This is a genomic window from Xanthomonas sp. 10-10 (assembly GCF_040182365.1).
Classification (GTDB): Bacteria; Pseudomonadota; Gammaproteobacteria; order Xanthomonadales; family Xanthomonadaceae; genus Xanthomonas; species Xanthomonas arboricola_F.
In genome coordinates this window covers 3288673-3311713 of sequence record NZ_CP144460.1, presented here as the reverse complement: position 1 = coordinate 3311713, position 23041 = coordinate 3288673, and the positions used below count along the sequence as shown (strand labels likewise).

Genomic DNA, 23041 nt, shown 5'->3' with positions numbered 1-23041 from the left:
TGAGAGCCCGCTCACGCTGCTGTCTGGTGCTCATCTCGATGCTGAAGCCGCTTTGTCTGTCATTTGCCTGTGTACTGCTGCTGGTTGCCTGCGACCGCAGCAGCACATCCGCCGATGCTGCCGGGGCGCAGCAGACCGGAGTGGCGCAGGCCGGCGACGGCGACCACATGGTGTCGGTGGATACGCCCGAGCCGGCGCCGCCGCCGCCCCGTCCTCGCACGCAGGCGGGTGAGGCGGGCTGGCCGCAGGCACAGCTGGAAGCGGGCCAGGCGTGGATCAGTTGCGCGACCGATTACAGCAAGGAGGCCGGCGACGGCACGCTGTTGCCGGCGCTGGATCGGGCGAGCGTGGAGGCGGCGCTGGCGCCGTGTCGCGAGACCGGGCTGGTGCGGGTGCGGTATGCGGGCAAGATCAACGCCGGGTTTGCCGCGCTGGTGTGGCGCCTGGCGGCGGTGGCCGAACAATTGCGGCTGCCGCATCGCATCCTGGATCTGGATTCCAGTGGCGGGCAGGTCGAGGCGGCGATCCGCGCCGGCGACACCATCGGCGAATCCAACTGGACCATCTGGGTGCGCGAGGGCTCGATCTGCCACAGCGCCTGCGTGTTCGTGCTGGCGGCCGGTGACAACCGGCTGGTGGCCGGCAAGGTCGGCATCCACCGCATGATGCGGATCAGCTCCAAGGCGACCTCGCGTGCGGAGCTCAATCGCGAATTGCGCGAGGTCTACGGCAACGTCAAGGATTATCTGGAGCGTAACGGTGTGGCGGTGGCAGTGGCCGATCTGATGATGACCGTGCCCAACCGCAGCCTGCGGCTGCTGACGATGGAAGAGCTGCGCGAGTACGGCCTGGATGGCACCAATGCGGTACAGGACGACCTGGAACGCATCCGGCAGATGCGCAAGTGCGGCGATGCGTTCGTGCGGCGCAAGGATGCGTTTCTGGTGGCGTTCGATCAAAAGTGCAAGGGCGAGGGCGCCGACCTGGATGCGGTCAACGCCTGTGGCCTGGCACTGAAGCAGCGTTTCGGCTTTCCGGATGCGGCCTGCCCGGAAGAGAGCCCGCTCGCCGAGACCGATGCCGCCGCCCTGCCGGCTACCCCGGCGGCCCAGGCGCAGGCCGATGCCGCAGCGGACGAGCGGCCACCGGCAGAACCGGATGCAGCGCCGGTGCCGGACGCGGCAGAGGCGGAGCCCGAGTCGTCGACGCCTGCACACGCGAAGGGTTGAGCGCGGCGACAGGTTTCACGCGTATCGCACTGCGCGCTGCCTATGGTCGCCCCATGACAACCGGGCCGGGGGGCAGTATGCGAGGCAAGACCAAGGGTGTGTTACTGGCGTATCTGCCATCGGCACTGCTGGTGCTGGTGGGCTTCGGTGTGGCCGAGCTGCTGCGCCTGTCCGCTGCCCACCTGCATGCGCAATGGCCGGCAACATTGGCGACGTGGCTGAGCCTGGTGGCGCTGGTGGCGGCCATCGCCCGCGCGTTCTGGGTCAGCTGGCGGCTGTGGCGCCCGCGCGGCGTGGCGGCGGTACCGCCTGCGCCCGGCGGCGAGCTCTAGCGAGGCGATCCAGACCGAGCAAGCCTGCGTGCGGTGGGCACCGCCTTGAAGGCGCAGCCCCCGCTGGCTGTGCAAGCTTCGGGCATGCGCACGCACTGCGCTGACAGCCGGTTACACGCCAGCGCGACACCGCCTTCCCGATCATGCAGCCAGCCGCTGCAACCCGAATCGCGCGCCGCTTGTGTTGCGCACGTCCCGTCATAGACTGCGCTACCCGCCGCAATCTGTGCGGTCCATCGCTTTCCAACCCGTTCAAGGTGCTGTCCCATGCTCCGTCCCCGTTTGCTTGTCGCGTTGGTGTTGGCTCCAGCGCTGGCGTTCGCTCAACAACCGCAGCCTTCCCGCACGGCAACTGCCCAGCCGGCGCCCTCGGCGTCGCGGCCGGCTGCAGGCCAACCGGCACCGGCGCTGAGCGCGGCCCAGCAGGCGCAGGTCGCCAAGCAGGATGTCGAGATGACCCAGGCCGCCCTGCGCGTGGCGCAGATGGTCGATGCCAACAAGGCCGCCTCGCTGTGGGACGGTGCCTCCAGCGTGGCCAAGACTGCGGTCAAGCGCGATGCCTTCGTCGCCCAGCTCGCCGGCGAGCGTGCACGTCTGGGTGCGATGGTCGGGCGTGGCCAGGGCTCGGTGACGCGGGTGAAGTACGGCCCCGGCGCGCAGGTGCCCGAAGGGTTGTACGTCAACGTCAGCTTCCCGACCCGGTTCGCCAACGCGCCGCAACCGGTGCGCGAGCTGGTGTCGTTCCGTCTGGATGAAGACAAGACCTGGCGCGTTGCGGGCTACAGCCTGCGCTCGGCAGCCAAGTGATGCGGCAGCCTGCCAGGAGAATTGCGTGCAACTGACGATCGAACTGCAGATGCTGGGCTGGGCCATGGTGCTCGGCCTGGTACAGCTGCTGGCTGCATCGGCCAGCATGACCACGCAACGCGGCACCAAGTGGAATGCCAGTGCGCGCGATGGCGATACCAAGCCGCTGACCGGCGTCGCCGCACGCCTGGATCGCGCGTTTCGCAACTACCTGGAAACCTTTCCGATCTTTGCCGCAGCAGTGCTGGCGGTGAGCGTGGCCGGACGCACCAATGCCGAAACCGCCCTGGGCGTGCAGCTGTATCTGTGGGCGCGCGTGGCCTACGTGCCGGCTTACGCGGCCGGCATCCCTTACCTGCGCAGCGCCATCTGGGTGGTGTCGTTCTGGGGCATCGTCAAGCTGGTGCGTGCGTTGCTGGGGTGGTAATGCATGAGGGTCCGGACGCGTGCACGTGTGCCGTGCATCGCGCTCGATCCTGATCAAGCGCCGCGCCATGTGTTGGTTCCAGGCCGGGCGCATCCATGGCAGCGGGTGCGCGGCATGCGATCGACGGATATCGTGATCCGATGGTTGCTGGCGGGCATGGAAGTGCGACAGGTGGGCAAGACGAGCATTCCGCCGCACGGGGCCGCCTCAGCCCGGCACGCGCACCCGCGCTACGATCGCATCGATCGCCGCCTGCACATCGCCGTTGCGCATTGCCTCTTCCAGTAGCGGGATCGCCCAGGCGCACCCCGCATGGGTCAGATGTAGGCGCCAGTCGCCCCGCCAGCCGTCCAACTCGTGCAACGCCAGCATGATGCAGCCGCCACGGTCGGCATGGCCGCCATGGATGGATTGCTCCAGCCAGAACGGACGCGCTGCGCCGGGTTCGATCGAAAAGATATAGACGTCGTGCTTCGGATCTTCGGAGGACGGCGCGATATTGCGCTGGCCGATCTCGATCACGCTCATTCGCCGGACTCGGCGTCTGGGTCCATGGCCATGACGCGAATTTCCACGTCATCCAGTTGCACGAGCTGGCCGGGACGAATCTTCGCCGTCTTGCGCAGTTCCTGCACGCCATCGACGCTGACCGCGCCGCTGGCGACGATGGCCTTGCCCTGTCCGCCGCTATCGGCGATGCCGGCCAGCTTGAGCAGCTGGTTGAGTTCGATGTACTCGCCGTCCAGGTCGAATTCCAGGAATTGCATGCTGCGCTCGGTCAAAAAGAAATCGATTATCCGCCCGGAGTCGCTGCCAGCACCACCAGCCGCATGTCAGCAACACAGGCATGGGCGCGCAGCCAGGCTGTAGCGCTGCCGGGCTGCTGGCGCTGCCCGCCTCGGCAGGCCGGCAGCCTATTCGCGGCGAAACTGCGCAAGTTCCTCAAGCAGTCGTTGCGCGCGGGTCATGCTGCGGCCGGCATGCGCATCGTCGATGCGGTCCAGCCAGGGGTGCTGCGCGCGCTGCAAGCGCCGATAGCCGTACCAGGTGCCCAGGGCGCCCATCGCGCCGACCAACAGGTTGAGCAGCAGCCAGGCCTGCGGCAGCGAGGCGCCGGTGAGGCTGCGCCAGGCGCTGTCGGCGACGGCCACCCAGAGCACCCAGAACGCGATGCCCAGCCACGGCGCGACGCGCGTGCGCCAACGCCGCAGCTGGGCGAGCGCTTGTTGCGTCTGCACCAATGGCCCGCTGAAATCCAGCTGCCACAGCAACTGCAATTGGCGCCCCGCCGAGAGTGCCAGCGCCACGCACCAGAGCTGCAGCAGCACCCCCCCAACGATGGCCGTGAGCTGATCGGGTGCGCCCAGCCAGCGACGCGCGACCACGACGCTCAGTACCAGCGCGCACACAAGCTGTGCCCACTGGCGCCACCACAGCGGGCGCAGGCTGGCATGCGCTGCGTCGCTGCGAATGTCGCCGAGCAGTCGGTGGATGTCTGCGGCCTGGAGATCCAATCGGTGTTCCAGGGTGTGCCAGGCGTGTTTCATGTCGTCCAGTTCCATTGCGGCTCCGGTAAGGTCGTGGGTCACAGTTCGTTGCGGATGCGCGCCTTCAGGCGGCTGAGTTTGGTGGCGACGTTGGTTTCGCTGATGCCGAGCACCTCGGCGATCTCGCGGTAGCTGTGGTCGTCCAGATAGAGCAGCAGCAACGCACGCTCCAGCGCGGGCAGCTGCGCGATGAAGGTGTATAACGCGGCGACCTGCTGCTCGCGTACGGGGTCGTGCGGTGTCGGGTCGGCAAGATGATCAACCACCGCATCCAGTGCGATCGCCGCATCCGGCGCACGGCTGCGACCGCGCAAGTCGCTGATCGCCACATTCAGCGCAATGCGATACATCCAGGTCGAAAAACGCCGGGCCGGGTCGTACGCGGGAAAAGCGCGCCACAGCTGGGCTGCGATTTCCTGGGCCAGCTCGTCGCGGTCGTCGCGGTTGCGGCAATAGCTGGCGGCCACCTTCAGCACGATGCCCCGGTGCTGCTGGAGCAGGGCGCTGAAGCGGGTTTGCTGGTCTGTGTCCGGGGGCATGGCGATGGCGGGGAGGCAGGGTAGGGAAGGGCGTGCCAGGATGATTCGCCACAGCGGGCGGATCCTCACAACCTGAACAAAACGTCACGACCCTTCGACACGAAGGGGGGTAAGGGCGCACACTATGCTGCTTTGCGCCTGCCGGCTCCGTGCGGCGCCTCCGGAGTTACCCATGACCCAAGAATCTTCCGCGCCGCTGCTGTTTGCAGACCTCGGCCTCTCGGACGCTGTGATGAAAGCCGTTGCCGCTGTCGGCTACGAGTCGCCGTCGCCGATCCAGGCTGCCACCATTCCCGCGCTGCTGTCCGGCCGCGACGTCCTCGGCCAGGCGCAGACCGGTACCGGCAAGACCGCCGCGTTCGCGCTGCCGGTGCTGTCCAACGCCGACCTCAACCAGCTCAAGCCGCAGGCGCTGGTGCTGGCGCCGACCCGCGAGCTGGCCATCCAGGTCGCCGAGGCGTTCCAGAAATATGCCGAAGCCATTCCGGGCTTCCGCGTGCTGCCGGTCTACGGCGGCCAGCCCTATGCCCAGCAGCTGAGCGCGCTCAAGCGCGGCGTGCATGTGGTGGTGGGCACTCCGGGCCGGGTGATCGATCACCTGGATCGCGGCACCCTGGACCTGTCCCAGCTCAAGACGCTGGTGCTGGACGAAGCCGACGAAATGCTGCGCATGGGCTTCATCGACGACGTCGAAGCGGTGCTGAAGAAGTTGCCGGAGAAGCGCCAGGTGGCGTTGTTCTCGGCGACCATGCCGCCGGCCATCCGCCGCATCGCGCAGACCTACCTGAAGGACCCGGCCGAAGTCACCATTGCGGCCAAGACCACCACCTCGGCCAATATCCGCCAGCGCTACTGGTGGGTGAGCGGCCTGCACAAGCTGGACGCACTGACCCGCATTCTCGAGGTCGAGCCGTTCGACGGCATGATCATCTTTGCGCGCACCAAGGCGGCCACCGAAGAGCTGGCGCAGAAGCTGCAGGCACGCGGCATGGCCGCGGCGGCCATCAATGGCGACATGCAGCAGGCCGCCCGCGAGAAGACCATTGCCCAGCTCAAGGACGGCAAGCTCGACATCCTGGTCGCCACCGACGTGGCCGCGCGCGGCCTGGACGTGGAGCGCGTCAGCCATGTGCTGAATTACGACATCCCGTACGACACCGAAAGCTACGTGCACCGCATCGGCCGTACCGGTCGTGCCGGTCGCAATGGCGATGCGATCCTGTTCGTCACCCCGCGAGAGAAGGGCATGCTGCGCTCGATCGAGCGCGCCACCCGTCAGCCGATCGAAGAAATGCAGCTGCCGAGCGTGGATGCGGTCAACGACACCCGCGTGGCGCGCTTCATGACCCGCATCACCGAGACCCTGGCCGGTGGCCAGATCGAGATGTACCGCGATCTGCTGCAGCGCTACGAGGCAGAAAACAACGTGCCGGCGATCGAGATCGCCGCCGCGCTGGCCAAGTTGCTGCAGGGCGATGCGCCGTTCCTGCTGACCCCGCCGGTGCGTGGCGCGCGTGAGGAGTTCACACCGCAGCGCAACGAGCGTGCCGACCGCGGCGATCGTGGCGATCGTGGCGAGCGTCCGCGCTTCGAGCCGAAGTTCGAGCGTGGTCCGCGTGCCGATGGCGAGCGCGCGGCACGCCCGCCGCGTGCAGAACGTCCGGCATTCGCAGGTGATGGCGCCGGCGCAGAGCGTCCGCGTCGCGATCCGGTTGCCCCGCGCGGCGAGCCGGAGTTCGGCATGGAGAGCTATCGCATCGAGGTGGGCCATACCCACGGCGTGAAGCCGGCCAACATCGTCGGCGCGATCGCCAACGAAGCCGGTCTGGAAAGCCGCTATATCGGCCGGATCGACATCCAGGACGATTATTCGATCCTGGATCTGCCGGCCGACATGCCGCGCGAGCTGCTGACGCACCTGAAGAAGGTCTGGGTGTCCGGCCAGCAGCTCAACATGCGCAAGCTGGAAGAAGGCGAGGCTGCGGCGTCGCCGTCCAAGCCGCGCTTCCCGCGCGGTGGCAAGCCGTCCGGGCGTCCGAACGGCCCGGGGCGTCCGATGGATCGCGCCGGCGCGCCGCATCGCAAGGGTCCGCCCAAGCCGCGCGGCGAGTAAGCCAGGCTGACAATCGGCTGCGCAGCCAGGCGCATGCGCAGCCATCCACGTGCTGTTATTCCTTTCAGGACATAGCAGTGATGCGGCCAGGCCTGTCCCGATCGGGACCGCAGACGGCGGATCGTCAGCCAGGCTGACGTTTCCCGCCGGCCGTCCGGCAAACGGACGCCGCCATACAGACTCGGCCATTGCGGCCGCTACAGCCTTCAGGCGCCCACTGGGCGCCTGAATCGCACTGGGGCGGTGAAGGACGGATGGCAATGGCGCAGTCAGCACGCGGCACACGCAGTGGCCAAACCATGCACATGGTGCGCGGCTGGCTAACGCTCCCTCTGGCGCTGCTGATGGCGATGGCTGTCGGCATGGCCGTGCTCTCTGCACTGGCGATCGAAATCCAATCCGGAGCAACCGCCTGGATTGTCGGTCAGGGCCACTGGTCCAATGCCCAGCAAGAGTCGGTCTACTGGCTGGAGCGCTATCTGGTGAGCGGCGATCCGAGCGATCTGCAGGCCGCCTGCCGTGCGCTGGAGGTGCCGCTCGGCGATCGCGCGGCGCGCGATGCGGTCGAACAGCCGGTGATTGCCTGGACGGCGGTGTATGCCGGGCTTGCGGCCGGTCGCAATGCCCGTGAGGACATGCCGCAAATGGTCAGGCTGTATCGCTACGGCCAGATGATTCCGTATCTGGGCGATGCCATCACGCTGTGGAAGCACACCGATGCCGATCTGTTGAAGCTCAGTGCACTGGCCGACCGTGCTGCCTCCGTGCAAGCCGCCAACAGACCGGATGCGCGCGCGCTGCAGGACCTGCGCGACGAACTGCATCTGCTCGATGCCCGCATGCGCAGCGATGCAGCGCAGTTCCAGGCGCAGCTGATCCGCTGCGCACGGCTGCTGCACGACGTGATGGTGGTCTGCAGCCTGGCCACCTTGTTGTTGGTGCTGATCACCTGCGTGCTGGCGATACGCCGCATCCGCGACTATCTGCTGTCGCACGAGGGCCGGTTTCGCACGGCGTTTCAGCAGGCTGCGCTGGGGATGGTCAAGTTCGACCTGCGCGGCCACGTGCTGGATGCCAACGCCTCGATGGCCCATATCCTGCGCTACCGCCCGGAAGAGTTGCAGGCGTCCACGCTCGCCCAGCTGGTGCACCCGGACGACATCGTGCTGGACAGCCGTGGCACGATCGACTGGCCGCGGCTGATGCAGTCCGGCGAGCTGCGCTTCCTGCGCGCCGATGGCGAAGTGATGTGGGGCCGCTGGAGCGCCTCGCTGGTGGAGCCTGGCCCGGAGGAACCCACGCTGGTGCTGGCGGTGATCGAAGACGTCTCGCACGCGCACGAACTGGCCGACGAGGTCGCCTTCCACGCGCGCCACGACGCCTTGACCGGTTTGATCAACCGGCGCGAGATCGAGCGCCGCCTGCTGCATCTGATCGAGCCGCCGCAATCGCCGCAGCTGTGCCATGCGCTGTGCTTCGTCGACCTGGATCACTTCAAGCTGGTCAACGACACCTTCGGACATGCGGTCGGCGACAAGTTCCTGTGCCACTTCGCCGACGTCATCACCATGCAGTTGCGTCCGGGCGACTGGCTGGGGCGGCTGGGTGGCGACGAGTTCGCGATCCTGCTGGCCAATACCGACCTGGTGCAGGCGCAGGCCTTGCTGGAGCGCATGCATGGCGTGCTGGGGCAGCCGTGGAGCCATCAGGGCGGCCGGCCGCTGACGCCGAGTTGCAGCTTTGGCGTGGTGGAAATCCGCCGGGGCGCCAACGACGTCAACGCATTGATGACCGCGGCCGACCTGGCCTGTTTCGCCGCCAAGGAAGAAGGGCGCAACCGGATCCGGTGTCTTGGCGAGAACGATCTGGCCTTGGCGCGGCGTCGGCATGACGGTGGCTGGATCAGCGCCGTGCAGCAGGCGATCGCCGAACACCGGCTGCTGCTGTACGCGCAGAAGATCCAGGTGCTGAGCGACCCCGGCCGTCTGCAGTACGAGGTGCTGGTGCGCATGCGCGCGCGCGATGGGCGGGTGCTGAGCCCGGGCGAATTCCTGCCTGCGGTGGAGCGCTACGGGCTCGGGCGCATGGTCGATGCCCATGTGCTGGAAACCTTGTGCGCGCAGCTGGCCGACAACCCGCTGCATGTGGCGACCCTGGACCTGTGCCACGTCAATCTGTCCGCGCAATCGATCGCGCAGCCGGATTTTCTCGATTTCGTCTGCGCCCTGTTCGAGCGCTATCCCACGCTGGTGTCCAAGCTGTGCATGGAAATCACCGAAACCGCCGTCATCGGCGACCTGGAACATGCGCAGCGCTTTGTGCAGAGCGTGCGCGCGCGTGGCTGCCATGTGGCGCTGGACGACTTCGGCAGCGGCCTGGCCTCGTTCGGCTACCTCAAGCAATTCACCGTCGATGTGTTGAAGATCGATTGCGGCTTCGTGCGCAATTACGCGCATGACGCGGTGGACCGCGCTGCGGTGCATTCCATCGCCCAGGTTGGCCTGGCACTGGGTATCGAAGTGGTGGCCGAAGGGGTGGAGTCGGAGGCGGATATTCCCGGCCTGCGCGACGCCGGCGTGGGCCAGGTGCAGGGCTTCAGCCTGCATCGCCCGTGCCCGCTGGAAGACCTGGTCATGCCGCAGCCCATGCTGGCGGTAACCGGGTAGGGCGCGCCGGCAGCGCTGCGCGCCGGGCCGTTACTGCGCCAGTGTGCGTCGCAGGCTGCAAATGGCCGATAATCCAACGATGACAATCCGACTCAACAAACATATCGCCGATACCGGCTTCTGCTCGCGTCGCGAGGCCGACCGCCTGATCGGCGAGCGCCGCGTCACCGTCAACGGCATGGTGGCCGGCACCGGCGCGGTGGTGGGCGAGGAAGACACCGTGCTGGTGGATGGCCAGCCGCTGCGCGCGCGCGAGGCCAAGAAGCCCGGTGGACGCAAGCATGTCTATATCGCGCTCAACAAGCCGGTGGGCATCACCTGTACCACCGAGAGTTCGGTCAAGGGCAACATCGTCGAATTCGTCGGCCACGAGCAGCGCATCTTTCCGATCGGCCGCCTGGACAAGGAGTCCGAAGGGCTGATCCTGATGACCAGCAACGGCAACATCGTCAACGAGATCCTGCGCGCGGAAAATCGCCACCAGAAGGAATACCTGGTGGCGGTCAACAAGGCGGTCACCGACGAATTCCTGCGTGGCATGGCGCGTGGTGTGCGCATCCACAACGAGACCACCTTGCCGTGCCGCACCGCGCGTATCGCCAAGTTCGGATTTCGCATCGTGCTCGAGCAGGGCTTGAACCGGCAGATCCGCCTGATGGCTGCCGAATTCGGTTATCGGGTCACGCAGCTGCGGCGGGTGCGTATCGACAACATCAAGCTTGCCGCACTCAAGCCGGGGCAATGGCGCAACCTCAGCGATGCGGAACTGCGCGGCTTGTTGCCGCAGCGCACCGATTGGTAAGCCGGTTGGATGAACTGCCGGATGTGCGAGCGGCCAATGGTGCTCGCGCGGATGGATCGCTCCACGGGGTTTAGGCATATCGCCGCCACTAACGAGTCAGCAGGGGGCTGAGCGCGTGATCAAACCGCAATTGCCGGGAAACGAAGCCGAGCGGCTGATCGCCCTGCGCCAGTACGAGTTGCTGGACTCGCCACCCGAGCGCGCCTTCGACGACCTGACCCTGGTGGCGTCCACCGTCTGCCAGACGCAGATGGCGGCCGTGGTGCTGGTGGACGAACATCGGCAGTGGTTCAAGGCGGCCCACGGCGTGCCGCGTAGCGAAGCGCCACGCGATATCTCGTTCTGCGCGCATGCGATCCTGCGCCCGGACGAGGTGATGACCGTCGAAGACACCTTGCTGGACCCGCGCTTTTTCGACAACCCGATGGTCACCGGCGAAGGCGCCGTACGCTTTTATGCTGGCGCGCCGTTGGTCACCAGCGAAGGCATGCCGCTGGGTTCGTTGTGCGTGTTCGACCAGGCGCCGGCGCAGCTGCGCGAGGACCAACGTGCCGCGCTGCAGGCGTTGTCGCGGCAGGCCTCGCATCTGCTGGAGCTGCGTCTGGCCGGCAAGCAGCTGCGTCGGCAGTTGCGCGAGCGCGAATGGTACGAGCAGCAGATGGCGCAGTATTACGCCGCGATGGAAGCGGTCAACGCCGATCTGGTCGAGCAGACGCGTACCGACCCGCTGACCGGCCTGCCCAATCGCCGCGCCTTCACCGCGGCACTGGCGGCAGCGACGCAGCAGACGCGCATCGCCAACCAGCCGCTGTCGGTGGCGCTGCTGGACGTGGACCACTTCAAGGTGGTCAACGACGTGCACGGGCACGACCAGGGCGATTTGGTGCTGCGCGAGCTATCGGCGCTATTGCGTGCGCATGTGGCCGGTGCCGGCACCATTGCGCGTTACGGCGGCGAAGAGTTCGTGTTGCTGCTGCCCAATGTGGACCTGCAGCAGGCACGGGTGCAGTGCGAATATCTGCGCCAGAGCGTGGCGACAATGACGATTGCGCTGCCGGTGACGGTCAGCATCGGCGTGGCCATGTTGTATCCGCACGAAGGCGTGGAAACGGTGATCAAGCGTGCCGACCAGGCCCTGTATGCCGCCAAGCGCGGCGGCCGCGATCAGGTAGTTGCGCTGGAGTAGGGGTGGGCGTTGTTGCCTGCACGTCAGGTGCGGGCCGCTGCCCGGGCGGTGCGCTTTGGCGCGGGCTTGACGATGGTCGATAAGCACCGCTGCATCGTTCGAGGTTTCGAGCGTGCCCCTGACAGCGGACTGGAGACTGCAGGTCGGTTGACGCTCAGGCATCAAGACGCCCCCATTCGCTGCGGAGCCCTGGCTCAGGTGTTACGCGGCACTGCAACCGCTGCCGGTAGAGGCGCGGTCGCGCGATGCCACGTTACTTGCAGTAGCAGATAAACCATAGCGAACCGTCGTCGGCTGGATTGGCGACGGCGCGCCCGGAACCGGAGCATACCGGTGACCCCTGCCGAGTCCGGGCACCGGCTGCGCCCGCGTGGCGGTGAGCGCAATGGTGGTGTTGGCCGCTCTCAGTCGACGATGTTCTTGGCTTCGGCCGTGCCCAGCACTTCCGGGTGCACCACCTTGCGCCGGCGTTCCAGCACCGGGTGCAGGAACACCGCACCAAGAATGATCGCCACGCCGAGATAGAACTGCAGCGTGAGCTCGCGCTGTTCGCCCAGCAGCGCGATGGCCAGCACGATGGCGTAGACCGGCTCCAGATTGGTCACCAGCTGCACCGAATACGCGCTCAGATGGCGCAGCGCGACCAGCGCCAGCGCAAACGGCAGCAGGGTGCAGGCCAGCGACAGTGCGAGCAGCAACACGCCATCGTGCAGGCTGGGAAGCATCAACAGATCGCCATGCAGGGATGGCAGCAGCAGCGGCATGGCCGGTGCCAGCACGGTCAAGGTCAGCGTGCCGGCACCCAGCTCCAGGGCGGTGACGGTGAGCGGGTCGGCATGGGTCACCATGCGTTTGTTGAGAGAGCCGAACAGCCCGACGAATACGGCCGAAATCGCGCCGACCACCACCCCGGCACGCATGCCATCGGGCACGCCGCCGACCACCAGCGCCACCCCCGGCAAGACAGCCAGGCCGAACAGCAACTCGCGCGGACGGAACGGCCGCTGCGTCACCCATGGCTCGATCACGGCAGTGAACACCGGCGCCAGGGCAATGCAGGTCGCCGCCACCGATGCGTTGGCCAGCTTGATCGCGCCATAGAAGGTCAACCAGTGCAGTGCCACCAAGGCGCCGATGCCGCAATAGCCCAGCACCACGCGCGCGGACAGGCCGCGCAAGCCTCGCCACACCCGCGGCCACAGCGCCAGGGCCGCGACCACGATCAACATGCGCCACCACACCAGCGGCAATGCCTGCAGCGTGATCAACTTGCCCAGGATCGCGGTGATGCCCCAAAGCAGCACGCAGAAATGAATTTGCAGTTGCGCCTTGCGCAGGTCGGTCGTGGGCATGCGCCATTGTCGCCGAAAAACCGCAGGTCGGCGCCGTGCCTGGAGCGGCCGACAAAACCTGGCGAGCAGCCGCCAGGCGGGCTTGGACTGCGTACTCAGAGCCGAAGTGTACGAGTGGAACATGCCGCGCCGGGCACTGGTCCGGCCTGCCTGGCGGTGAGCGCAGCCGTGTTGCCGGCTGCTCCCGAACGCGTTCGGTCAACGCATCCGCCGGGCAGGCAGCGATGCTGGTAACGCGTTATGCAGCGGACAGCTCTTTCAGCAAGGCCATCGCCGCCGCCGGATTGCGCTCCTTGGCCGCACTGATGAAAAACACGAACACCTCGCGCGGCGTGCCTGCCGCCGGTGACATGGGACCCACATGCGGCAGATCGGCCGGGTTTTCGCCGCGTCGCCAGGCATGGATCCGCTCGGCCCATCGTTTCAATGCCGGCGCCGGATAGCCGGCATGCAGGCGCGCCTGGCTACGCATCAGGCGCGCGTAGACGAAGTCGGTGGAAAGATCGGCAAAGGAGGGATGCTCGTCCGAATCGGTGAACACGGTGGCCACGCCGTGGCGGCGCACCAATGCGAGCAGCGACGCATCCACCGCTGCATGGTCGCGAATCTCCAGCACATGCCGCAGGCTGCGTTGGCCTGCGCGTCTGGGCAGCAGCGTCAAAAAGGCATCCAGGTCGTCGGCCTGCAGCCGATGCCCCTGTTCGAATTGCCACACCAGCGGCCCCAGGGTATCGCCGAGCTCGACAATGCCGCCGACGAAGTCCTCCACCTGCGCCTTGGTGCCCGCCAGCGTGCGCGACTGGGTAATGCGTCGCGGCGCCTTGGCAGAGAACACGAAGCCGGGCGGCACCTCATCGCGCCATTTCGCGTAGGTCGCCGGTTTTTGCGCACCGTAATAGGTGCCGTTGATTTCGATGGCGGTGACGTGGCGGCTGGCGTATTCCAGCTCGCGCCGCTGCACCAGGCCGTCGGGATAGAACATGCCTGCACGCCAGGGCGCATACACCCAACCGCCGATACCGACATGGATGCCGTTCAGGGCGGGCGGCGCGGAAGCGAACAGATCGGTCATCTTAGGGATACTCGCTGGCATGAGGTATGCACGATTGCATGTGGCTGGCGGCGGCCACCGCCATAGCCTGGCGTAGCGGGGTTGGATGGGGCGTGACAGCGACGCTGCCAGCGGGCGATGTCGCCTGGCGACACCCAGACGCCACCGCAGCCGGCTACCATGCCTGCTCAGCCGATCGAGACCGCACCGATGACCTGGACCACGCCCGATCTGTGTGACCGTTTTCCCGAGGTGACCGTTGCCGAGCCGTTGTTCCGCCACTTCGGTGGGCGCAGCGTGTTCTGCGGGCCGATCGCGACCGTGCGCTGCTTTGAAGACAACTCGCGCGTGCGCGAACTGGCCTCTACGCCGGGCGAGGGGCGGGTGCTGGTGGTGGATGGCCAGGGCTCGTTGAAACATGCGCTGCTGGGCGACCAGATCGCGGCGCACGCGGTTACCCATGGTTGGGCCGGAGTGCTCATCCATGGCTGCGTGCGCGACGTCGAGATCCTGGCCACGCTGCCGCTGGGCGTGCTGGCACTGGCCGCCTGCCCGCGGCGCACCGAGCGGCGCGATCTGGGCGAGGTGGATGTGCCGGTGAATTTTGCCGGCGTCCCGTTCGTGCCGGGTCATTGGTTGTACGCCGATACCAACGGCGTGCTGGTCGCGCCGCTGCCGCTGGACAGTGCCGGCGGCGCAATCTGATCGACAACAAAGAGGTGTGGCGGTGATCTTGAACCGATGGCTGACGGGAGGCGTGCTGATGCTGGCGACCCTGGTGACAACGACGCACGCGGCCGACCTGCCGGCCGGCATGCAGCAATTCGATGCGCAGATGGAACGGGTGCGCAAGCAATTCGATGTGCCCGGCATTGCGGTAGCCATCGTCAAGGATGGCCAGGTGGTGCTGGAACGCGGCTACGGCGTGCGCGAGATCGGCAAGCCCGAGCCGGTGCAGGCAGATACGCTGTTTGCGATCGCCTCCAACACCAAGGCGTTCACCGCAGCGTCGCTCTCGATTCTGGCCGACGAAGGCAAGCTGTCGCTCGACGACAAGGTCATCGACCATCTGCCGTGGTTTCGGATGTCCGACCCCTACGTCAGCGGCGAGATGCGCGTGCGCGATCTGCTCGCGCACCGTAGCGGGCTGAGCCTGGGCGCCGGCGACCTGTTGTTCTGGCCGACCACCAGCTACAGCACCGAAGAGGTCGTGCAGCGCCTGGCCAAGGTGCCGTTGAACGGTGGGTTTCGCGACCGCTATGCGTACGACAATATCCTGTACGCCGTCGCGCAGAAGGTGATCGAGCAGGTCTCCGGGCAGTCCTACGCCGCGTTTTTGCAGCAGCGCATCTTCGCCCCGGTGGGCATGCGTGGCACGCGCTTCAACGCCGACCATCTGCAGCCCGGCGACAACGCCGCTGTGGGCCATGCCAAGTACGACTTCACCGAGCTGCGCACCGTTGCGCCGTTGACCTGGTCCAACAATTCCGGTGCCGGCGGTATTTACGCAAGTGCGCACGACATGGCGTTGTGGATGAAGGTGCAGCTGGCCGGTGGCGTGTTAGCCGATGGCACGCCGCTGTTCAGCGCCAAGCGGCAGCAGGAGATGTGGTCGATGATCACGCCGATCGCCATTACCGAGCCGCCGGTGCCCGAACTGGCTGGCGCGCGTCCCAATTTTGCCGGCTATGGCGAGGGATGGACTCTGAGCGATTATCGTGGCCATCGGTTGGTGTGGCACACCGGCGGCTGGCCGGGCATGGTGTCGCGGTTGACCCTGGTACCCGACCAGAAGCTGGGCGTGGTGGTGCTGACCAATCAGGAAGTGGGTGCGGCATTCAATGCGGTGACCTTGCAGGTGCTGGATGCGCTCTTGCAGGTGCCGGCAACCGACTGGACTGCTGCCTATGCGAAGGCCTTGGAAAAAGCCGACGGCGATGCGGATGCCAGCTGGAAGAAGCATCTGGACGCGCGCGCGTCACGCTCCACGCCCTCGTTGCCGTTGCGCAGTTATGCAGCGACCTATCGTGACCCATGGTACGGCGATGTGGTGATCCGTCAGGACGGCAAGCGCCTGCGAATGCAGTTTTCCAGGACGGCGCAACTGGTTGGCACGCTGGAACATTGGCAGCACGACAGCTTTATCGTGCGCTGGGACGACCGCGGCTTGAATGCCGATGCCTTCGTCAATTTCGCGCTCACTGCCGACGGCGCGGTGCGCGAGATGCGCATGCAGGCAATCTCGCCGTTGACCGATTTCAGCTTCGATTTTCAGGATCTGCTGCTGACGCCGGTGAAGTAGGGCGCCGCGTCGGTCGCGACCTGTGCAAGCGAACCATCGTCCAGATCGCACAGGGCTTCAGTGCGCCATGCCTGCGACCCGATGGTGGTGCGCGCGGGCATGTTCTAAAACGTGTGCTCGGCTGCAGGAAAGCTGCCGGCTTCCACATCGGCGGCATAGCTGCGTGCGGCCTTGCCCAGCACGCCGTGCAGATCTGCGTATTGCTTGACGAAGCGTGGCAGGCGACCGCTGCGCAAGCCGGCCATGTCCTGCCACACCAGCACTTGCGCATCGCAGCGGTTGCCGGCACCGATGCCGACGGTCGGGATGGACACCGCGGCGGTGATCTGCGCGGCAAGATCGCCGGGAATCATTTCGATCAGCAGGCCGAATGCCCCGGCAGATTCGAACGCAAGCGCGGTATCGATCAAACGCTGTGCGTCCTCGCCACGGCCCTGCACGCGATAGCCGCCAAGCTGGTGTTCGGCTTGCGGGGTGAAGCCGATGTGGGCCATGACCGGAATGCCGCTGCTGGCGAGTTTGCGCACCTGCGGCAGCATGTCGATGCCGCCTTCCAGCTTCACTGCGTGGGCGCCGCCCTCTTTCATGAAGCGCACCGCAGTATGGAAGCACTGCTCGGCAGAGGCCTGGTAGGAGCCGAACGGCAGGTCGGCGATCACCAAAGGCCTGCGGGTGGAGCGCGTCACCGCACGAACGAGCGGGAGCAGCTCGTCGACGGTCACCGGTAACGCGGTGTCGTGTCCATAGACATTGTTGGACGCGGAGTCGCCGACCAACAGCACCGGGATCCCGGCGTCTTCGAAGATCGCTGCGGTGTACATATCGTAGGCGGTCAGCATTGCCCACTTCTGGCCGCGCCTCTTCATCTGCAGCAAGTGCGGGATGCGTACGCGCGGCAGCGGCACGCCGGCAGTGGGTGCGGTGCCGTAAGGGGCGGGATGTTCGCGCGTAGTCGGTTGCATCGGGAGACCTTATGACGTTGGGTTGGGAGGGCCGACCGGTCGGCAAACGTCGACACGCGCGCGGTCTTTCCTGTCGTGCGGCGGCGCTTGCATGGGCTGCCCGATCAGCGTGTCGGACCGCGACCTTCAACGGCAGAAACGGGTCGTCAAACGCTAGAGTGCGAAATGATATCGTTGATGACCGGCAAAGTGCTTCCAATTATTTGCGAAGAATCCTGTGATTGAGGCAGGATATTGCGCATGGATGAGATCGATCGACACATTCTTGCCGAACTGCAATCCGATGGCCGGCTTAGCGTGACCGAGTTGGCCGAGCGCATCGGTCTGAGCGTGTCCCCGTGCCACCGGCGCGTGCGTGCGCTGGAGCAGTCCGGCGTGATCAAGAGTTATCGCGCGCAGCTGGACCCGAGTGCGGTGGGGTTGAATTTTTCCGCCATCGTCTTCGTGATCCTGCGTGAGGGCGACCGCCACGGTGTCGAAGCGTTCGAAGCTGCGGTTGCGCAGGTGCCTGAGGTCGTGCAGGCGCAGCGGTTGTTCGGCGATCCCGACTACCTGTTGCATGTGCTGGTGCGCGATCTGGCCGCCTTTCAGCAGCTCTACGACACGCGCCTGTCGGCACTGCCCAGCGTTCAACGCCTCACCTCTACCTTGGTGATGAAGCATGTGGTGCAGGACCGTCCGCTGCCGCTTGCACCACGCTAGCGCCGATGCGAATCGAACCGGGCCAGTAGATGGTGCGTAGCGCCGCTGCCTTGGTTGTGTGATCTGCGTTCGAGCAAAGCGACGTTGCGGCCCGTTGCGGTTCCGCGATGCCTGCGCCGGTGGGCACCCTGCGCTGCGCCGATTCGATGGCCGGCATCGGCACGGTACGGCACGTTTGGCTATCGGCCGCTTGAGCAGACCGCTATGATCCGCTGCTTCTTCACTCGGACCTCATCGGGCCCATGACCACTCCGCAGATGTCGGTGTACTTCTTTTTGCAGGCCGCAGCGATTTTGCTGGTGTGCCGTCTGGTGGGCATGCTGGCCAAGCGTATCGGGCAGCCGCAGGTGGTGGGCGAGATGATTGCCGGGGTGATGCTCGGCCCGTCATTGTTCGGCCTGGTGTTGCCGCAGCTGCAAGCGTCGCTGTTCCCCAAGCAGACCATGGATGTGTTGTACGTGTTCGCGCAGTTCGGCGTGGGCCTGTACATGTTTCTGGTCGGTACCGACTTCCGCGGCGATCACTTCCGTGCGCGCTATCGCAGCGCGATGAGCGTGTCGCTGGCCGGCATCGCGGTGCCGTTTGCGCTGGCCTTTGCGATGTGCCCGTGGTTGCTCAATGTGCAAGGCCTGTTCTCGGAGAAGGCCAAGCTCATGGAAGCCTCGCTGTTCCTGGGCGCGGCCATTGCGATCACCGCCTTCCCGATGCTGGCGCGCATCATCCACGAGCGCGGCCTGACCAATAGCCCATTGGGCACGCTGGCACTGACCGCCGGCGCATTCGACGATGCGGCGGCGTGGTGCATTCTGGCGGTGGTGCTGGCCAGCTTCGGCGGCAGCTGGGGCAGCGCGTATCTGGCCATCGGCGGCGGCGTCGCGTATGCGTTGTTCATGCTGTTTGTCGGCCGGCACCTGCTGCGTCGCCTGGCCGATCACGTGGCGCCGGATCGGCCGCTCAGCAACAGCGTGCTGGCGATCGTGCTGATGCTGTTCTGCGTCAGCGCCTGGGCGATGGATGCGATCGGTATCCATGCCGTGTTCGGCGGCTTCCTGCTGGGGGTGTGCCTGCCCAAGGGCGCACTGACCGAGAAGCTGCGCGAGATGATGCAGCCGTTCGTGGTGGTGTTGCTGCTGCCGTTGTTCTTCACCTATTCGGGCCTGAAAACCCAGCTCAGCGTCTTGCTGCAGCCGCAGATCATGCTGGCCGGCGTGGCCATCCTGGCGGCATCGTTCATCGGCAAGGGCGTGGCCTGCTGGGCCGCCGCGCGCGCCACCGGCGAAAACAACCGCGATGCGATGGCGATCGGCTCGTTGATGAACGCACGCGGTTTGATGGAGCTGATCATCATCAATATCGGCTTGCAGGCCGGAGTGATCGAGCAGGGGTTGTTCTCGGTGCTGGTGCTGATGGCGATCCTGTCCACCTTGATGGCCACGCCGCTGTTCAACTGGATCATGCGCCGCCACGCCAACGTGACCGACGCGGTGCCGAGTCTGCAACAGCGGTGAATGCGCGCAGCCGCCTGGGGTGCCAGGCCGCTGCGAGCGGTACAACGCAAGCGAGAACGCCTCAGCGCGAAAGTGGCAATCGCACGCTGGCCAACAGCCCGCCGCCGGAGCGATTGCTGAGGGTCAGGCAGCCATCGTGCGCCTGGCAGATGGCCGAGGCGATGGCCAGGCCCAGGCCGCTGCCGCCGGAGTGCCGCGCGCGTGAACTGTCCGCGCGCCAGAAGCGGTCCAGCAGGTGCGGCAGATGCGCAGGCTCCACGCCGGGGCCGCGGTCGCCGAACGTGACGATCACATGCCCGCCATCGCGACCCATCTGGATGTCCAGCGCTTTGCCCGCGGCGGCATAACGCAGCGCATTGTCGATCAGGATGGAAAACACCTGGCCCAGGCGATGACGGTCGGCGTAGACGCGTAGTCCGGAAGGCGCAGGAGCGGTGATCGTCATCTGCAACGCGTGGATTGTCGGGCCAGCCCATTCCACCTGCTCGGCCATCAGCTCGTGGAGATCGAAGTCTTCGGGCTCCAGCACCAGTTGACCGGCGCGCGCCAGCGACACCAGGTGCAGATCGCCGATCAGCCGGTTGATCTGTTCCAGCTGACGATGCACCAGTCGAAGTTGTTCGGGGTCGCGTGGGAAGACCTCGTCCAGCATGCCTTGCACACGGCCCATGGCGGCGTTGAGCGGTGTGCGCAATTCATGCGCCAGCATTGCGCTGGAGTCGCGCAATTCGCGTTCGTACTGCTGAAGCTTGCCGCTCATGGCGTTGAAGTCGTTCGCCAGCGCGGTGAGCTCGTCCGGTGCGCCGGCCACCAGCTGCGCGCGTGCGCTGAAATCGCCATCGCTGACCCGGTGCGCGGCGCTGGCGACCTGTGAAAATTGCCGAGAGAGCGGACGCGATGCGAGCAGGCCGCAGACCACTATCACCGGGATGGACAGCGTCACCATGGCCCACAGCATCCACCAATCCGGGTTGGCCAGTCCGGGCAGGAAATTTTCCACATCGTAGTATTGCTGGAACAACTGCCACAGACGCGCCTCGTTCGCAGTGGGTTGTTCGCGCAGTTGTTCGAGTTCGGTACGTGCAGCCGCTGGCAATTTTCGCAGGATCAGGTTGTCGCGCAGATTGAAATAGCACCACATGCCGAAGGCGATCACCACCACGGTCACTACCGCCAGCGCGCTCATCCGCAAGCCGACCCACATCCACAGCGGCGCTTGCCGACGCCGGGCAATGAAGCGCCGCAGGGCGTTCATTGGAAGCGGTATCCCACTGCACGCACGGTGACCAGCACGCCGGTGATGCCGTGCACTTCCAGCTTGCGGCGCAGGTTGTGGATGTGCGAATCCACCACCCGTTCCAACGCATCGCTGTCGGGCAGGCAGGCATCGAGCAATTCGCTGCGGGTAAATGCCTTGAACGGGGTCTTGAGCAACGACGCGAGCAGATTGAATTCGGTCGGCGTCAGGTCGAGTGCAACGCTGTCGCCGGTTTCGCGTTGCACGGTTGCCACGACTGCGGCCGGGTCCACACTCAGGCGGCCGTGCCGCAACGGCTCGCCCGGCGCACGCACTGCCACGCTTCGGCGCAGCACCGCATGCACGCGCGCGACCACTTCCTTGGGACTGTACGGCTTGACCACGTAATCGTCGGCGCCGTAACGCAGTGCTCCGAGCTTCTCCGGCTCGTCGCCGATGGCGGTCACCATGATGACCGGCGTATCGCCGGCGCGACGGATCGCCGACAGCACCTCGATCCCGCTGAGCTTGGGCAGCATCACGTCCAGCAGCACCAGATCCGGCGCCCACTGGCGATGCAGGTGTATCGCCCGCTCGCCGTCTCCGGCGATGGCAACGTCGAAGCCGTCGCGACGCAGATAGGCATCCAGGATGCTGGCGCTATCGGCGTCGTCTTCCACCAGCAGAACCTTTTTGCCCGTCATGGCGTGGTGCCTGTCGTCTCGATCAAATCTGGATAAATCCCGAAAACAACCTGGACGCTGCAGGTCGAGGATGTCGGTCGAGATTGGCTCGTTTACTCCGACACCATGATTCCACAAATGACTGCGCATCGTTGTTCCCGCGCCCTGCATCTTGCGGCAGTTGCCGTGCTGCTGGGCGGCTGTTCATTGACGCCTGCTTACCAGCGACCGGCGGTGACCGTGCCGGGCACCTTCGGCAGCGGGCAGGCGGTGGCCGCCGCGGCACCGAGCGCGCCGGTGGGTATCGAGCTGACTCTGCAGGAACGCGCATTTGTGCAGGCGTTCGCGCCGGATCGCGATCTGCGGCCGCTGCTGCAACGCGCGCTTGCGCACAATAGCGACTTCCGTCGCGCCGCCTTGCAGGTGGAGCAGGCACGGGCGCACTACCGCATCGAGCGGGCGGCGCGTGTACCCACCATCGGCGTGGGCGCACAACAGCTGCGGCAGCGTTTCGACGATCCGGCCCTGGACGCACGCTATCAGCAGGATCTGGTGGTCGCCAACGCGGGTATCGGCAATGTCGAGCTGGATTTCTTCGGCAAGCTGCAGGCGATGTCCGAGGCGGCGCGGCAGCGCTATCTGGCCAGCACTTATGGACGCGATGCGGCGCGTGGCGCGCTGATTGCCGAGGTGCTGCGCGCCTACACCGCCGAACGGGCAAGCGCCCAGGCGCTGCAGCAGCTGCAAGCTGCCGATGCCGACAGCGCTGCGCTGCTGGCGATCGCACAGCAGCAGTACCGGATCGGGCTGATGGCACGCGAGCAGCGCGATGGCCAGCAGCATCAGGCCGACCAGGCGCACGTCGCGGCACTGCAGGGGGCCGACGACCACGCTGCGGCGTTGCGTGCGCTGCAGTTGCTGGCCGGTTACGACAGCGCGCCGGTGCCCGGAGACCTGCAGCGCCTGGTTGCCGCAGACACGTCCAGCACGGCATGGCGTGCGCTGGATTCCTCGCTGTTGCTGCAACGCCCGGACATCCAGCAGGCGGAACTGGAACTGCGCGCGGCAAACGCCGATATCGGCGCCGCACGCGCTGCGTTCTTTCCATCGATCACCCTGAGCAGCAGCGTGGGCACCGCCAGCGACGGCTTGAATGGGCTGTTTTCCGCCGGCCACGGCATGTGGAGCTTCAGCCCGCAATTGAATCTGCCGTTGTTCGATGGCGGCCGCAATCGCGCCAATCTTGCGTTGGCGCAGGTACGCCAGCGCGCCGATGTCGCTGCCTACGAACAGGCGATTCAATCCGCCTTCCGCGAGGTTGCCGATGCGCTCGACGCACACGCCACCTTGGCCGAGTCCGAGCCACGCGTGCGTGCGCAGGCCGAGCGTGAGCAGTTACGCGTGACGCGGATGGCCAGGCGCGTGGATGCAGGCCTGGAAGACCGCACCACGCTGTTGACCGAGCGCCTGCGCACGACGCAGGCACAACTGGATTACCTGACCACCGCACGCCAGCGCGTGCTGAGCCGGATCGCGCTGTTCCAGGCGTTCTACGGCGTTTGCCTGCCCCCTTTTGTTGATTGCTGACGGAGATTT

At 66.2% G+C, this 23041-nt stretch carries 22 protein-coding genes and 1 other RNA gene; 13 read left to right on the top strand and 10 right to left on the bottom strand.

Annotated features, from left to right (window positions below):
• Nucleotides 1-38 precede the first annotated feature (38 nt).
• From VZ068_RS13960 to VZ068_RS13945, 4 genes are all read left to right on the top strand, one after another.
• Nucleotides 39-1229 (top strand): hypothetical protein, encoded by a 1191-nt coding sequence (locus VZ068_RS13960; protein ID WP_349655623.1) that lies wholly within the window; start codon nucleotides 39-41, stop codon nucleotides 1227-1229.
• A 77-nt stretch (nucleotides 1230-1306) separates the two neighbouring features.
• A complete protein-coding gene (locus VZ068_RS13955) occupies nucleotides 1307-1561 on the top strand; it encodes a hypothetical protein (RefSeq protein WP_259151420.1) in 255 nt (84 codons plus the stop codon).
• Between the two features lie 267 nt (nucleotides 1562-1828).
• Nucleotides 1829-2368 (top strand): DUF4019 domain-containing protein, encoded by a 540-nt coding sequence (locus tag VZ068_RS13950; RefSeq protein WP_349655622.1) that lies wholly within the window; start codon nucleotides 1829-1831, stop codon nucleotides 2366-2368.
• A 25-nt stretch (nucleotides 2369-2393) separates the two neighbouring features.
• Nucleotides 2394-2795, top strand: coding sequence for an MAPEG family protein (locus VZ068_RS13945; protein WP_349655621.1), 402 nt, complete (start codon nucleotides 2394-2396; stop codon nucleotides 2793-2795).
• A gap of 207 nt (nucleotides 2796-3002) precedes the next feature.
• Here VZ068_RS13945 and VZ068_RS13940 read toward each other — a convergent pair whose 3' ends face one another.
• From VZ068_RS13940 to VZ068_RS13925, 4 genes are all read right to left on the bottom strand, one after another.
• Nucleotides 3003-3323 carry a hypothetical protein gene (locus VZ068_RS13940; RefSeq protein ID WP_259151417.1) on the bottom strand — a complete coding sequence of 107 codons (321 nt, stop codon included), beginning with the start codon at nucleotides 3321-3323 and terminating at the stop codon, nucleotides 3003-3005.
• Nucleotides 3320-3562, bottom strand: a complete 243-nt coding sequence (locus VZ068_RS13935) for an RNA-binding S4 domain-containing protein (RefSeq protein WP_259151416.1) — start codon at nucleotides 3560-3562, stop codon at nucleotides 3320-3322. The genes VZ068_RS13940 and VZ068_RS13935 overlap by 4 nt, the downstream gene beginning before the upstream one ends.
• 147 nt (nucleotides 3563-3709) lie before the next feature.
• Nucleotides 3710-4357, bottom strand: coding sequence for a hypothetical protein (locus tag VZ068_RS13930; RefSeq protein ID WP_349655620.1), 648 nt, complete (start codon nucleotides 4355-4357; stop codon nucleotides 3710-3712).
• Between the two features lie 23 nt (nucleotides 4358-4380).
• Entirely contained in the window at nucleotides 4381-4881 is a 501-nt protein-coding gene (locus VZ068_RS13925; RefSeq protein WP_349655619.1) for a sigma-70 family RNA polymerase sigma factor, read from the bottom strand.
• Between the two features lie 172 nt (nucleotides 4882-5053).
• Between VZ068_RS13925 and VZ068_RS13920 the strand changes: the two genes are divergently transcribed.
• The 4 genes from VZ068_RS13920 (at nucleotide 5054) to VZ068_RS13905 (ending at nucleotide 11648) form a co-directional block, all read left to right on the top strand.
• Nucleotides 5054-6994, top strand: coding sequence for a DEAD/DEAH box helicase (locus tag VZ068_RS13920; protein ID WP_349655618.1), 1941 nt, complete (start codon nucleotides 5054-5056; stop codon nucleotides 6992-6994).
• Nucleotides 6995-7254: 260 nt separating this feature from the next.
• Nucleotides 7255-9660, top strand: a complete 2406-nt coding sequence (locus VZ068_RS13915) for an EAL domain-containing protein (RefSeq protein WP_259151410.1) — start codon at nucleotides 7255-7257, stop codon at nucleotides 9658-9660.
• Between the two features lie 79 nt (nucleotides 9661-9739).
• The gene (locus VZ068_RS13910) at nucleotides 9740-10462 is read left to right on the top strand and encodes a pseudouridine synthase (protein ID WP_259151406.1); all 723 of its coding nucleotides are present in this window, start codon (nucleotides 9740-9742) and stop codon (nucleotides 10460-10462) included.
• A 115-nt stretch (nucleotides 10463-10577) separates the two neighbouring features.
• The gene (locus VZ068_RS13905; protein WP_349655617.1) at nucleotides 10578-11648 is read left to right on the top strand and encodes a sensor domain-containing diguanylate cyclase; all 1071 of its coding nucleotides are present in this window, start codon (nucleotides 10578-10580) and stop codon (nucleotides 11646-11648) included.
• Nucleotides 11649-12052: 404 nt separating this feature from the next.
• Here the strand turns inward: VZ068_RS13905 and VZ068_RS13900 are convergent, their stop codons facing one another.
• The 3 genes from VZ068_RS13900 to VZ068_RS13890 all read right to left on the bottom strand — a co-directional run bounded on the left by VZ068_RS13900 (nucleotide 12053) and on the right by VZ068_RS13890 (nucleotide 14072).
• Entirely contained in the window at nucleotides 12053-13000 is a 948-nt protein-coding gene (locus tag VZ068_RS13900) for a DMT family transporter (protein ID WP_259151404.1), read from the bottom strand.
• A gap of 46 nt (nucleotides 13001-13046) precedes the next feature.
• Nucleotides 13047-13123, bottom strand: a non-coding RNA gene (locus VZ068_RS13895) — sX9 sRNA.
• Nucleotides 13124-13238: 115 nt separating this feature from the next.
• A complete protein-coding gene (locus VZ068_RS13890; RefSeq protein ID WP_259151403.1) occupies nucleotides 13239-14072 on the bottom strand; it encodes a DUF72 domain-containing protein in 834 nt (277 codons plus the stop codon).
• 189 nt (nucleotides 14073-14261) lie between these two features.
• On the opposite strand from VZ068_RS13890, the gene rraA reads away from it, so the two are divergent.
• Nucleotides 14262-14756: a ribonuclease E activity regulator RraA gene (rraA, locus tag VZ068_RS13885; RefSeq protein ID WP_259152488.1), complete on the top strand. Its 495-nt coding sequence runs from the start codon at nucleotides 14262-14264 to the stop codon at nucleotides 14754-14756.
• A gap of 22 nt (nucleotides 14757-14778) precedes the next feature.
• Entirely contained in the window at nucleotides 14779-16353 is a 1575-nt protein-coding gene (locus VZ068_RS13880; RefSeq protein WP_259151402.1) for a serine hydrolase, read from the top strand.
• 104 nt (nucleotides 16354-16457) lie between these two features.
• Here VZ068_RS13880 and panB read toward each other — a convergent pair whose 3' ends face one another.
• A complete protein-coding gene (gene panB / locus VZ068_RS13875; RefSeq protein WP_259151400.1) occupies nucleotides 16458-17315 on the bottom strand; it encodes a 3-methyl-2-oxobutanoate hydroxymethyltransferase in 858 nt (285 codons plus the stop codon).
• A gap of 240 nt (nucleotides 17316-17555) precedes the next feature.
• Here panB and VZ068_RS13870 point away from each other — a divergent pair, with 240 nt between their 5' ends.
• Together VZ068_RS13870 and VZ068_RS13865 are read left to right on the top strand one after the other, a co-directional pair.
• Entirely contained in the window at nucleotides 17556-18017 is a 462-nt protein-coding gene (locus VZ068_RS13870) for an Lrp/AsnC family transcriptional regulator (RefSeq protein WP_259151399.1), read from the top strand.
• Nucleotides 18018-18259: 242 nt separating this feature from the next.
• Nucleotides 18260-19525, top strand: coding sequence for a cation:proton antiporter (locus VZ068_RS13865; protein ID WP_259151398.1), 1266 nt, complete (start codon nucleotides 18260-18262; stop codon nucleotides 19523-19525).
• A gap of 61 nt (nucleotides 19526-19586) precedes the next feature.
• Here the strand turns inward: VZ068_RS13865 and VZ068_RS13860 are convergent, their stop codons facing one another.
• Complete coding sequence (locus VZ068_RS13860) at nucleotides 19587-20780, bottom strand: ATP-binding protein (protein WP_259161131.1); 1194 nt, start codon at nucleotides 20778-20780, stop codon at nucleotides 19587-19589.
• On the bottom strand, nucleotides 20777-21466 hold the full coding sequence (locus tag VZ068_RS13855) for a response regulator (protein WP_259151393.1): 690 nt from the start codon (nucleotides 21464-21466) through the stop codon (nucleotides 20777-20779). The genes VZ068_RS13860 and VZ068_RS13855 overlap by 4 nt, the downstream gene beginning before the upstream one ends.
• A 105-nt stretch (nucleotides 21467-21571) precedes the next feature.
• Here VZ068_RS13855 and VZ068_RS13850 point away from each other — a divergent pair, with 105 nt between their 5' ends.
• Nucleotides 21572-23032: an efflux transporter outer membrane subunit gene (locus tag VZ068_RS13850; RefSeq protein ID WP_259161129.1), complete on the top strand. Its 1461-nt coding sequence runs from the start codon at nucleotides 21572-21574 to the stop codon at nucleotides 23030-23032.
• The last annotated feature ends 9 nt before the right edge of the window (nucleotides 23033-23041 follow it).